Annotated in this window: 6 protein-coding genes; 1 reads left to right on the top strand and 5 read right to left on the bottom strand. The window is 38.5% G+C overall.

The window, feature by feature from the left end; genetic code table 11:
* Nucleotides 1–28 precede the first annotated feature (28 nt).
* From katG to EGI26_RS16860, 5 genes are all read right to left on the bottom strand, one after another.
* A complete protein-coding gene (gene katG / locus EGI26_RS16880) occupies nucleotides 29–2251 on the bottom strand; it encodes a catalase/peroxidase HPI (protein WP_255080234.1) in 2223 nt (740 codons plus the stop codon).
* A gap of 410 nt (nucleotides 2252–2661) precedes the next feature.
* Nucleotides 2662–4089 (bottom strand): DUF1501 domain-containing protein, encoded by a 1428-nt coding sequence (locus tag EGI26_RS16875; RefSeq protein ID WP_255080233.1) that lies wholly within the window; start codon nucleotides 4087–4089, stop codon nucleotides 2662–2664.
* 343 nt (nucleotides 4090–4432) lie between these two features.
* A complete protein-coding gene (locus tag EGI26_RS16870; protein ID WP_255080232.1) occupies nucleotides 4433–6886 on the bottom strand; it encodes a DUF1549 domain-containing protein in 2454 nt (817 codons plus the stop codon).
* A 105-nt stretch (nucleotides 6887–6991) separates the two neighbouring features.
* Entirely contained in the window at nucleotides 6992–9772 is a 2781-nt protein-coding gene (locus tag EGI26_RS16865) for a carboxypeptidase-like regulatory domain-containing protein (protein WP_255080231.1), read from the bottom strand.
* Between the two features lie 17 nt (nucleotides 9773–9789).
* Complete coding sequence (locus EGI26_RS16860; RefSeq protein ID WP_255080230.1) at nucleotides 9790–11187, bottom strand: vanadium-dependent haloperoxidase; 1398 nt, start codon at nucleotides 11185–11187, stop codon at nucleotides 9790–9792.
* A 63-nt stretch (nucleotides 11188–11250) separates the two neighbouring features.
* Here EGI26_RS16860 and polA point away from each other — a divergent pair, with 63 nt between their 5' ends.
* Nucleotides 11251–14058: a DNA polymerase I gene (polA, locus tag EGI26_RS16855; RefSeq protein ID WP_255080229.1), complete on the top strand. Its 2808-nt coding sequence runs from the start codon at nucleotides 11251–11253 to the stop codon at nucleotides 14056–14058.
* Nucleotides 14059–14128 lie beyond the last annotated feature (70 nt).

The raw sequence follows: 14128 nt of genomic DNA, 5'->3' as shown, positions 1-14128 counted from the left end.
CCATTGAAACTTATAAATCTTAATTAAATTAAGCCAATTCGAAACGGTCTAAGTTCATCACTTTTGTCCATGCCGCCACAAAATCTTTCAAGAATTTAGCTTGAGAATCTGCACAACCATAAACTTCCGCCAATGCTCTTAACTCTGAGTTTGAACCAAAAATAAGGTCTGAACGTGTAGCTGTAGCCACCAATTCACCAGTACTGCGGTTTCGGCCTTCAAACACATCCGCATGAGCTGAGGTCGCTTTCCAAGTTGTGCTGATGTCCAAAAGATTCACAAAGAAATCGTTGGTTAGGTTTTCTGGTCTGCTCGTAAACACTCCATGTTGAGATTTGTCAAAATTGGTATTCAAAACACGCATTCCGCCTACCAAAACTGTCATTTCTGGTGGTGTTAAAGTCAACAATTGTGCTTTATCCACCAACATTTTTTCTTCTGGAGTGGTATAATGACCCTTTCTATAATTTCTGAATCCGTCTGCCAAAGGCTCCAACACACCAAATGATTCTACATCGGTTTGTTCTTGTGAAGCATCTGTTCTACCAGCAGTAAAAGGAACTGTGATATCCTGACCTGCGTTTTTGGCAGCTTGCTCAATACCAGCTGAACCACCCAAAACGATCAAATCTGCTATCGAAACAGCTTTTCCTTCTGTAGCTGTAGCGTTAAATTCAGCTTGAATTCCTTCCAAAACATCCAGAACTTTAGACAACTGAACTGGATTATTCACAGCCCAATATTTCTGTGGAGCCAAACGTACACGAGCACCATTGGCACCTCCACGTTTGTCAGACCCACGGAAAGTTGAAGCCGAAGCCCAAGCTGTAGAAACCAATTCTGAAACCGAAAGTCCTGAAGCCAATATTTTACCTTTCAAGGTAGCCACATCAGCATCATCGATTAGTTTGTGAGAAACCGCTGGAACTGGATCTTGCCAAATTAGGTCTTCAGCAGGAACTTCTGGACCAACATAACGCACTTTAGGACCCATATCACGGTGTGTCAACTTAAACCACGCACGGGCAAAAGCATCCGCAAACTGGTCTGGATTGTCATGAAAACGTCTCGAAATCGGCCCATAAATTGGGTCCATTCTCAAAGCAATATCCGTGGTAAACATTATAGGAGCATGACGCTTCTCAGGATTGTGAGCATCAGGCACTGTATCAGCGGCCATACCATGCTTTGGTATCCATTGGTGAGCTCCGGCTGGGCTTTTCGTCAATTCCCATTCAAATCCGAAAAGATTCCAGAAATAATTATTGCTCCATTTGGTAGGTGTACTTGTCCAAGCACCTTCTAGTCCACTGGTTATGGTAAACTCTCCATTTCCTGTACCAAAAGAGTTTTTCCAACCTAAACCTTGCTCTTCGATAGCAGCACCCGCTGGCTCAGCACCAACATATTGGCCTGGATCTCCTGCACCGTGGGCCTTTCCAAATGTGTGTCCACCAGCAATCAAAGCCACAGTTTCTTCGTCGTTCATAGCCATACGACCAAAAGTCTCACGAATATCTTTTGCAGCGGCAATTGGGTCTGGATTTCCGTTTGGACCTTCAGGGTTTACATAAATAAGTCCCATTTGCACTGCCGCTAATGGATTTTCTAATTCACGATCGCCAGTGTATCTTTTATCTGCTAACCACTCACCTTCTGAACCCCAGTAGATATCTTCTTCTGGCTCCCAAACATCTGCACGACCTCCACCAAAACCAAAAGTTTTAAAGCCCATTGATTCCAAAGCACAGTTTCCAGCCAAAATCATCAAATCGGCCCAAGAGATTTTACGACCATATTTTTGTTTGATTGGCCAAAGTAACTGGCGTGCTTTGTCTAGGTTGCCGTTGTCAGGCCAACTGTTTAATGGAGCAAAACGTTGTCCACCTGCACCTGCACCACCACGACCGTCAGCTATACGGTAAGTACCTGCACTGTGCCAAGCCATACGAATAAAAAACGGGCCATAATGACCATAATCTGCTGGCCACCAGTCTTGAGAGTTGGTCATGAGGTCATAGATTTCTTGCTTCAAAGCAGCAAAATCCAATGATTTAAACTCTTCAGCATAATTGAAATCTGGATCCATTGGATCAGAAAGAGACGAATGTTGACGCAATATGCCTAAATTCAATTGGTTTGGCCACCAATCTTGATTTCTGGTGCCACCACCTGCACTCTGATTTACAGCACCGTGGTTAAATGGGCATTTGCCTGCACCATTAGAGTCTGAGGAAGTATAATTTTCCATTAGTAAATAATTATTTTAAGATTAAAACAGAGCTTCTATTAAAACATACACTAAATAATCACTTTGATTTTAATATAAAAATGACTTCAGTGATATTTTACAATAAATTTATACAAATATCCATAGAAATCAATCATAAGACAAATCGATAGATTTTATTATGATATAACTTTTAGTTATAAAGTATAATTGCCATATAGATATGGAGATTGAAAGCTGAGGAAATATCTTAACTTTTAAATTCAAGCCAAAACTAGAAGTCCATTTTGCCAATTTTCCATCAATTAAGAAATATTGAAGCTTTATTCAAAAAAATTATATTTTAAGTTTCCTAAATTGATGGTAAAAAACCTTAAAGACAAAAAAAGTAAAGTTAAATTATTCCTAATAAAATATACATTTCAAAAAACCTAAACTTTCTTCTCCAACAAATCCATCGCCACTTTCCCTTTGCCATCTGGCGTGGTGTAAAATGGCCGTTTTTCTATTTCGTAATTGGTGTCTGGCACTATACCAAGGGCATGATAAATGGTTTGGTGTACTTCAGCTATTTTTATGGGTTTTTCGACAGTTTTGCAGGGTCTTTCGTCAGCTGTTTTACCAAAAACGCTTCCTTTTTTTATACCTCCACCAAACATCAACATGGAGCAACCATCGGTAAAATGGCGGTGCATTCCATAGTTTTTAATGTCTTCAATCACGTCTGGTTGATCCACTTGGTCCAAAACTCGCAAGTCTGGACGACCTTCCATGAGCATATCTCGGCTGAATTCGCTGGCAACTATTACTAGGGTTTTTTCCAACCTGCCACTTTCGTCCAAATCTTTTATTAATTGAGCTATAGGTGCATCTATCATTTTTTTCATGTCCACTAATCTCGTGTGGCCGTTTTCGTGGGTGTCCCAGCCTTCAAAAGGTACATATTCTGTCGTAACGGTAATGTATCTCGCTCCTTGATCAATCAACCGCTTGGCCATCAAGCAACCCAAGCCAAATTTTCCAGTATTATAAACATCGTATTTTTCTTTAGGTTCTTGACTCAAATCAAAAGCTTTTGCTTCGGGTGAATTTAGAAGAATGTACGCTTGCTCCATCGAGCGTTTCAAGGATTCTTTCTGATAATCGCTCCCAAACTCACCCATGGCAGATTCTTTCACGAGTTTTTCATATAATTGGTTACGACTTTCGAACCGTTTGAGCGACATTCCAACAGGCGGACGCACGCTATCAAGCCCTTTGGTCGGGTCAGGAATCATGAAAGGTCCGAATTCACTTCCTAAAAACCCTGCACTATGAAAAGCCTTGAGTTCTTCGCCTTCACCCACGTCAAACCGCTGACCGATATTAATAAATGGAGGGATTACTTCATTTTTTGGCCCTAATTCCTTGGCAATCCATGAACCCAAATGTGGCACCACAACCGATTGAGGCGGTTCATAACAAGTGTGCCAATTGTATTGGTGACGGGTGTGCAAAATATGCCCCAAATCAGCAGCCACATAAGAGCGAATGACAGTTCCTTTATTTAAAACTTTACCGATGGATTCCAAACCTTCCGAAAAATGAACGCCATCTAAGGCTGTAGGAACAGACTTAAAGGTACTCAAAACACTATCAGAACGCATTCCTTTCGTGAAGGGAGTATACTTTTTAGGGTCAAAAGTTTCGGTGTGAGCCATTCCTCCTGCCATAAAAAGCACAATAACCGACTCTGCTGTTGCATTACCTGTGTTTTTTACCCCACAAGATGTCAATAATTGACTTATTGGACTGCCTACAGCCATTGTGGCAATGGTAGCCGCACTTTGTTTAAGGAAATCTCTTCTGTTGTTTTTCATATTTTTATTTTTTCTCGCAAAAACGCAAAAGGTAATATTTTCCAAGTAATGACCTTATAAGCAGATTCTTGGCTAAAATGAAAATTAAAATAAAATAACTCTTAAACATATTCTGCGTCGCCTTTCCGGCGGGGAGTTACTTTTTTTTGAAAAAAAGTAACCAAAAAAAACACTCACAAAAAATAAGTCCTCTTGAAAAATTTGATTTTTTACTTTCAAATTCTAATAAAATTTAGTCTAGATCAAATTTTACAAACGGCCATTTTTGTGATTAAAGGAAACAAAAGTATTTATTTTTCAAAACTTTATTAAAAGTTTAATTTTTGTTCAAAAGAAAATATTTTCAATAAATAAGCTGAAACTCAGGTAAAAGCAAAACTGCCCAAAACAAGTCTTGAATTTGCTCAATAGTTGGATTTTCGTCCATAGCAGACTGGGCGGTTTTCATTTCAGATTTGCTGGGTAATCTACCCAAAGCTTTGCTGAACAATACTCTAATGATAACATCCCGAGTTTTAAATTGGGCCTTCCAATATTTGGCACCTCTCGCCAAAACATTCGTCAATCTTTCACCATTGGTCAACTCCAAAGCTTGCAAAAGGCTGGCTTGGCTATCTCTGCTTGTGGATACCACCTCCCTATTTGGTCTACCCAAAGCCGTCAAAAAAGCATTGTTAGCCACCAAAGATGCTCTTGCAAAAGCGGGTTTAATAACATTAGGCTTCGTTCCCGAATATTTCATGTCTTTTATCGTAAAAATCGGTGTAATGATTTGACTAACCGCATCAGAAAACTGTTCAGCCGAAAGTCTTCTTCGGGTCATGCCACCAAATCTGTAATTATTGTCATAAAGCAAGTTGGTACTTTTAACACTTTCTGATGGTGACTGATAGATTTTCGAAGTAGCAATTAAATAAATCAACTCTTTGATGTCGTATTTCTTTTCTGCAAAATCTGAGGCCAACCAATCCAATAAATCTTGTGACCACGGCTCATTGTCCATTTCGTCGGGTGATTCTATAATTCCCCTCCCCATCATCTGTTTCCAAACCCTATTCACAAGCGTTCTGTACATTCGGCCATTTACTGGTTGTACCAAAAGATTGGCCATTTGTTCCATTTTTTTCGCCTTCGAAGCTGTAGAATCTATATTTCCGAAGTTTTGCCACAGCAGCCTTGTGTCTGCCATTTTTCCGGTTGGTTTGTCGCAGCGGTTTATTTCTAACCTTTCTTCTGCAAAAATATTGGCAAAAGCATAGGCATCGTCTAATTTCCAGTCACTTATGAAACTATCATGACAGGATGCACACTTGAGATTTAAGCCTAAAATCACCTGTCCAACATTCTGGGCGGCTTGCATTTCTACCCGCTGACTGGCATTGATGGTTCCTCTCCATTGAATACCCTCCACAAAGCCTTTAGAAGATTCTTTCGGGGAGAGCAATTCCTTGGCAAACTGGTCATAAGGTTTATTTTGCTTTATAGACGTGTAGAGCCAATCTGTAATATTGTATCTGCCATTGGTAATATATCCCGGCCCAGTATAATCGTTTCTGAGAGCATCGTTCCAAAAAGTCAACCAATGTTGTGTATATTCCTCATCTTGGGCCAAAAGTTGCTTTATCAAGGAAGCCCTTTTGTTAGGATTTTGATCTTTGGAGAAAGCAATAATTTGTGAAGCGGTGGGTAAAAGTCCAACAATATCCAAATATGCTCTTCTCAAAAAAGTACGATCATCCACCTTTGGTTTCCATTCTATTTCGTTTTGTTTAAAATATTCATTTACCCACAAATCAATCGGATTTTTCAAATCGCCCGTTGGAGCGGGCAGAGCTGGCTTTCTGGGTTCCATTTTAGCCACTTTAAACAGCATGGGTTGCAAGGAGCCATCTGGCCAAGGAGCACCTTTTTTTATCCAGAAATTTATCAATTCTATTTCCTCAGCTTTCAAAGCCTTGCCTTTTGTAGGCATGGCTTCTTTGTGATTTCGAGGCAAAGAAATTCTTCTGGATAACTCACTTTTTTCTGGATTACCTAGCTCAATAATTTTTCCATGTTTTCCACCAGCAAAAACGAACTCCTTTTGGTCGAGTCGCAATTTACCTTCTTGTTTATTGGAACTATGGCATTTGTAACAATTATGAGCAAAAATCGCCCTTACCTCTCCTATTAGTTTTACCTGATTTTCTTTAGAAAGACTATCCGAATCTGTATTTAAAGACAAAAACTCGCTTTTTTCTGTAGTTTCTTTTTCATTTATGAAGCTAAAATAGTTGTCCCCATGCGTCAATGAACCGCCAAAGTGCCCAGTGAAAATCACACCCAAAGAAGCTGCGAAAAGAGAATATCTGTAAAGGGATATTTTAGTTGATTGACTCTTTTTCAAAACCAAGAAAAGAAAAAACAGCGTTGAAAAACTCAAAACAGCCGTTGTAATTCCACCCCATTGATGCAAATCCAAGGTTTGACCTGAAATTTCTTCATTTTGTGCCAAAATATATCCGAAAACAGCCGAAAAAATAGCCGAAATACATCCAAAAACCACAGATAAATTGATGGCTGGACGGTATTTCGAATAGAAATTTTTGATTGTATGTATTTCTAAAAAAGCAGCCAAAAGCAATATGGCTACGGGAAAATGAACGATGACGATATGAAATCGACCTATAAACTTCCAGAAATCAAAACCACCATCCACTTTTAAAAGGTCGGTGGTTTCCTGACCAAAGGTTTGAAAACTCACTAAAAACACAAAAAAAACAACTCCAAAAAGGCGTTTTCGGTATATTGCGGGCATTAAAAAGAATTTACGGGTTGAATAAATACAAATCTGAATTGCGAAAATAGATTTGATTACGAATATAGTTTTTATTACGAATAGATGCAAAAAAAGCCAGCCTAACTATTTATCTGAAACCTGAACTTCAAATTCTTTTCTGACCGTAAAACCAAATAAAGTTACACCTTCAATTACAACTTTTAGCCTTGCTGAGACACCTGAAGCCTTAAAACTAAACTGACCTTGGCCTTTGGAATCTAAGATAATTTCGGGATTCCAGTAAACGGCACTGCGTTTATCTTCGACCAAAGCAAGCCCAACCTTTTCGAAATCAAGCTGTTGGAATTCAATTTCTTTTTGATAACCGTTTATGGTTTCATTTTTGGTAAATTGCAAACCAGCCTTTTTTTCGGCAAACCTCTTGGTGTAAAAAGCAATCACTCCGTTTGAGCCTTTCATTCCAAAAATAGCCGCTTTTCCGCCACTTAATAATTCTATCCTGATAATATCGTTCGGATTTATGGAACTCAAATCGGTCATTTCTACACCATCCACTAAAAATAATGGATCTAATTGACCGGTATTCCATGAGCCTATTCCTCTCACAAAAACCTTATAAAAATTCCGTGTCTTTTCTACTTTTACACCCGGCAAATTCCCTTGCAACATTTCATAGACGTTCGTAAAATTCATTTGCTTATCAAAATTTACATAATAGTCTGGCTCACCATATATTTTGGTTACCCCCGCATCGGAGTCTATTTGATCCTCTTTTCCATTACTTTCGGCCACAAAAACCTCTGTGTTTTTTATATTTGAAATTCCATCAGGAAATTTTTGTTGCCATTCAAAATCCTTTCTAGTTTCTTCACTCATTTCAGCCTTTTGGCTAACAGTATTGGCTATCTGCATAGCTACAGGAAACTTATCAATAAGTACCACAGCATGCTCTAAAGGCTCATTTTTCTTTGAGTTCACCTGATAAACCAACATGTTTTTACCAATAAAATCCAGGTCCGTAATTCGAAATTTACCGTCCTTGTCCGCCTCAATAAATCTAGATGTTGTAGCATCGGCCCCAGTGAACATAAAGATTATCTTGGCGTTTGGAATACTTTTTTGGGTATTTAAATCAAAAGTTTTGCCCGTAACAGAAATGTTGGGTTCATAAGCAAAAAAACTACCAATCGTCTCGGGCTTTTGAAGTGTGTTTGCCACATAAGAATCTATATTAAATTCCTCCAAATCAGATACTAAGAACTTTGGATTGATTACACTGGCAGACATTGAGGCCATTACTGGTTCTCCAAAATTATTTTTTAGCTTTAGTTTTAGGGTAACAGTTTCGTTGGGCTGGTAAGTCTCCTTATTGGTTTCTACCTCCAGTGTCAACTTGCCAATTTCACTTTCATTGAGCTTCCTCAAATTGCTCAAAACTCTAAAATCATCTTTTGGATTTTGAATAACCAACTGTTTATCAAATATAGTAGTTGGATAATTGAGCATTTCTCGGTTGTAGGCTCTGAGTCTGTAAACGCCACTTTTGAGAGAATCTGGCAAATGTAAATACCCAACACCTCTTCCATTTGAACTAAAAATAATCTGCTCTGCTACCCAATTTCCAGCATCATCATGTAGCTGAACATACAATGGCATATGTTTTCTACTTATTTTTTTATCCGAGTCAAAAACATAAGCACTAAACCAGATATTCTCACCCGTCACATAACCAGGCTTGTTTATATGCAAATAGACTTTATTAAAATCACTCTTTCGGGTTTCTGACAAAACACTCCCTTTCTCTATTTCAGTTGCAAATTCTCTGGGTAATAGCTCAGAAACACCCTGAAGAGCCCAAAAGCCGCCCATTTCTATAGCTCTTGGATTATTTACCCAGCCATCTTCCAAAATCTCTGTTATGCGGCCATCCATGCTTCTTATGCGGGCATCTGAAGTTGTACTTATCTTTCCATTGATAATTTCCAAAGGCTTGCTGAGTTTCAAAATCTTATTCCTTTGGTCTTGAATAATTAACCTTTTCGAAACATTTTTATCATCAATAATATTCAACGCCTTATGAAATTTTTTGGCACTCGAATACCATTCTGTCTGACTATCCATCTCAAAAACTATATAACCATCCTGCTCCAAACTTTGTCTATATACACTGCGGTAAAATCGCTCTGGAGATCGCAAATAGGCTTCATTTCTGTTTTGCATCCAACGATTATACTCCTTTTTGTCTGCTGGAGTTAATTCCTCAAAACGTGGAAACCCAAAATAAAACGTGCTACCTCTTTGTTGAACAAATTCTCTCAGATCATAATAAACGCGATAACCCAAGCTGCGATTTTCGAACTCAATTGGAGCTAAAGCCGAAGCCGAAAATCCTCCTTCGATATCTTTAAAGTCAAAAACCCATTCATTGATGATTTTACATTTATTGGCATCATAATTTTGTCCAAGAAATATCCTTTTGAAATCTTTCAGCTTTCTCTCCCAAGATTTATCACGTTTAGATTTTACTTCGATTTCCGTAAATGTATTTTCGTTGGCCTTTATTCTGATGGTTAACTCCAATTGTGAGTTTTCGTCAACTTTTATGGTCTGTCCATAGTTTTGGTAACCCACATAAGAAACCAACAATTGAATATTTCCTAAAGGGACGTTACTTAGTTGAAAATTACCATTTTGATCAGTTTGTGTTCCTTTTGTAGAGTTAGCAATGTAGACATTGGCAAAAGGCATTCCTTCTGAAGTTCTTGCATCCAGTATTTTACCTCTGACGATGTTTTGGGCAAAAGTCGAATGCGAAAAAATTAAGATAAAGAAAAGTGGCAAAAGCCTAAGACAAGGTAAGAAAGTCTTCCGAAAATTGAAAAATGCAGAAAAATCTTTCATCATTACCTAAATTTAAATTTTCATAATTCCTTCTCAAACTTCAATTTCAACACATTCTCTCCTACTTTTTTGCCCATTTCTTGGCCTTTGGTGAGGGCTTCTCTGAAATGTATACCGCCATATAACCTAGAAATACTGGTTTCGTTGGCAGATTCCCAAAAACTGTTGAATTTCTTAGGTTCTCCTACCCAGTATTTGGAATAATCCGTAAAACTGACACTATTGCCCAATAATTTGGTTAAAATCGTAGCCATAGTAGCAGATTGAACAGAATGCCCCGATGGAAACTCAGGAAATGGTGGGGTAAGAATGGCTGGTTCCCACTTAGAATCTATGTATTTTTTGATATAAGCTCCTGGTCGAATCAGATTGTGTTTGTATTTCGACTTCCAAGCTGCTATCATGGCGTCGTTGAGACCCAAAGTAAGCGAAACATACAACTTTGCAGCGGAATCTATCGAAACTGGATTGGCTCTTAACAATTGGGTTAAAATTGACACCGAATGGCCAACCGCTGTATAAGTAAAGGTGGCTGCATCATCCCAAAAGTTGGCAATATTCATTTTATCAGAACCAGCTGTTACCTCTTTTGAGGCATTGTAAACCTCCAAAGCATCTTTATAAAATCGAGAATCCTTGTATTTGGAGTATTCAAAATCTGGTTTTATGTCAAAATCTGTTTGATTGTCCTCTAAAAAAGTCCTGTTTTTTCCCCATTTGGGGTGCAAAGGCCCAGTGTTTTCCAAATCTGCCACTCGGTTTATTTCAAAACAAGACTCACAAGAAGGAAGTCGGTAGTTTAAATCATAACTTCTGAATTGAGCGTCTTTGCCCCCATCTTTGTCTGCATATTTTATCACCATTTCGGCAACCGAAACGCCATAATTTTTAGACTTAATAATAGCCAATTTCGATTGATTTATAGAAAATTTCGCATCGACAGAGTCTTTTAATGCCGTGATTCTCTCCATCCAAATAAATGGAGCTGCCACAAAAAACTTATCTACAGTGGCAAAAAGAGCATTGTTTAAGGCTATTTCTTTGATAAAATCTGTGGTGTCTATATCAAATTCTTTGGGCTTTTCGAAACCTTGCAGTTGTCCTGATAGTGATGCTCGTTTTGAATAAGCAGGCAAAATAGATTCATAAGCAGCCAAATCTATATAAGCCAGCGATCGTGCGGCTACCAAAGGTGTGTAACCCGTGGTTTGCTCTATCAAGTCCAATATCAATAAATGCCATTTTACTTGCAAATCTGAAGTGGTGAAATCATAATTTTTGGTTGGCAAAGCAGTTTCACTCAAAATCAATTGTGTAGTATTTCCCGTCTGAAATTCTCGACGAGCAGGTGCTTGTCCGAAGCTTAAATTTGCAACAAAAAATAGTAATATTGCAAAATAGATTTTATCCTTGTTCAAAATTTCCGTATTTTGATTTTTTATTTAAAGCCGAATTTAATCATTATATCATAATAAGTTCTTATGCGTTCTAAAAAATTGTTTTTGCTCGATGCCATGGCCTTGATTTACAGGGCTCATTTCGCTTTTATCAAAAATCCAAGAATTGCCTCTACTGGTCTCAATACCAGTGCTGTTTTTGGATTTACCAACACCATGCTTGAGGTTATAAAAAAAGAGAAACCAACACACTTTGCCGTATGTTTTGACACCAAAGCTCCCACCTTTCGCCATGTGGATTTTCCTGAATATAAGGCCAATAGAGAAGCTCAGCCAGAAGATATTTCGGTGGCCATTCCTTTGGTGAAAAGATTGGTAAGAGCAATGAACATCCCGATGATAGAGTTGGACGGCTTTGAGGCGGATGACATTATTGGCACTTTGGCAAAAAAAGCCCCAAAAGACGAATTTGACGTGTTTATGTACACGCCCGACAAAGATTACGGGCAGTTGGTAGATGAGCATATTTTCTTATACAAACCCGCATTTTTAGGCAATGGTATAGAAGTGATGGGAGTTCCTGAAATTCTTGCCAAATGGGATATCAGCCGAATTGACCAAGTGATAGACATGCTTGGTTTGATGGGCGATAAAGTGGACAACATTCCCGGAATTCCGGGAGTGGGCGAAAAAACTGCGGTGAAATTGCTCCAAGAATACGATACGATTGAAGGAATTTTAGAAAATGCAGAAAAGATTCCAAACAAAATAGGTGAGAAAATTAGGGCTGGAAAAGAAAGTGCTTTAATGTCGAAACATTTGGCTCGGATAGATATTAACGTGCCCGTTGAATTTGACGAAGATGACCTCAAAATGTGTGAGCCAAACACTGAAGAACTTTCGGCTTTATTGGACGAACTGGAATTTAGAACCTTAAAGACCAGATTGATAAAATCAGATGGAACGAATCAGGACATTAACAAACCTGAGCCAAAAGTAAAGGCAAAGGTGGAAACCAATCAAATCTCACTTTTTGGTGCAACAGAAGAGGAAGAAGAAGTAAAAGAGGCCAAAGAAAAAGACACCATCAATTCAGTAGTACATGATTATTATCTGATAGAAGGCAAAGAGCAAAGAGCCGAACTGATTGAATATTTGATGGCCCAAGACGAAATTTGTTTTGACACAGAAACCACTGACGTTGATGCAGTAGATGCCGAAATCGTAGGACTTTCGTTTGCTTACAGAGCCAAAGAGGCCTATTATGTACCTTGTCCACCTCGATTTGAAGAAGCCAAAGCCGTTTTGGAAGAATTCAGGCCTGTTTTTGAGAATGAGAAAATCATGAAAATTGCTCAAAACTTGAAATACGACTTGACGATATTGAGCAATTATGGTATGGAACTCAAAGGAGAACTGTACGATACGATGTTGGCTCACTATATCGTTGAACCCGAACAAAGGCATGGTATGGATTATTTGGCCATGAATTACCTCAATTATGAGCCAGTGAGCATAGAAACGCTCATTGGCGGTAAGGGCAAAAAACAAGGAAATATGCGAGATGTTCCTTTGGAGGTAATTAAAGAATATGCCGCAGAAGATGCTGATATTACGTTGCAGCTCAAAACTATTTTGGACAAGGAACTCAAAAAAACCTCTCAAGAAAAACTGCTTTATGAAGTAGAAGTACCCTTGGTGAGTGTTTTGAGTAGCATGGAGCGTGAAGGTGTAAAGCTAGACGTTCAAGCTCTTCAAGACCTTTCTGATACGCTTCACAAAGATTTGGTAATTACTCAATCTGAGATTTTTGAGATTGCGGGTATGGAGTTCAATGTGGGTTCGCCCAAGCAATTGGGAGAGATTCTCTTTGAGCAAATGAAAATTGACGATAAACCAAAGAAAACCCCAACTGGCCAATATGCCACTGGCGAAGATGTGTTGAGCAACTACGAAGCCGAACACCAAATCGTAAAGAAAATACTGGATTTCAGGGAATTGAGCAAACTCAAAAGTACGTATGTTGAGGCACTTCCACAGTTGATTTCGAAAAAAACTGGCAGAATACATACTTCATATAACCAGGCAGTTACGGCTACGGGTCGTTTGAGTTCTACAAATCCGAATTTGCAAAATATTCCAATAAGAACCGAGCGAGGACGTGAAATCCGTAAGGCATTTATTCCTCGAGACAGTGAGCATTTGATACTTTCTGCCGATTACTCTCAAATAGAATTGCGTATAATGGCGGCCTTTAGTGAGGACACCAGTATGGTAGAAGCCTTCAATCAAGGCATTGACATTCACTCTACTACGGCTGCGAAAGTATTTGGAGTTGGGCTAGACGCTGTAAGTTCTGACATGCGAAGAAAAGCCAAAATGGTAAACTTTGGTATCATTTACGGTATTTCAGCCTTTGGTTTGGCTCAAAGATTGGGCATTCCAAGAGGAGAAGCAAAAGACATCATCGATGCTTATTTTACACAGTTTCCAAATGTGAAAACATTTATGGACGAATGCGTGAACAAAGCCCGTGAAACCGAATATGTAGAGACAATTTTAGGTAGAAGGCGTTATTTGAGAGATATCAACTCAAGAAACCAAACCAATAGAGGTTTTGCAGAAAGAAATGCCATAAATGCTCCCATACAAGGTTCAGCAGCAGATATGATAAAAGTGGCCATGATCAATATTCATGATTTTATGAAGTCTGAAAAGCTGAAATCAAAGATGATTCTACAGGTACATGACGAATTGGTTTTTGATGCCCATATTTCAGAAATTGATTATTTAAAAGAAAAAGTGGATTACTATATGGTCAACGCCATACCGATGAAAGTGAAAATAGAAACCGGAATTGGTGTGGGTAAAAATTGGTTAGAAGCACATTGATTTTTTTGATAAAATAGAACTGGAAGAGGAATAATTATTCCTCTTTTTTGTTTTGATTCCTTAGCATTTT

Source organism: Lacihabitans sp. CCS-44 (assembly GCF_024343735.1).
Taxonomy (GTDB): Bacteria; Bacteroidota; Bacteroidia; order Cytophagales; family Spirosomataceae; genus Leadbetterella.
The sequence above is the reverse complement of the archived record's forward strand: the minus strand, read 5'-3'. Positions and strand labels throughout refer to the sequence as shown.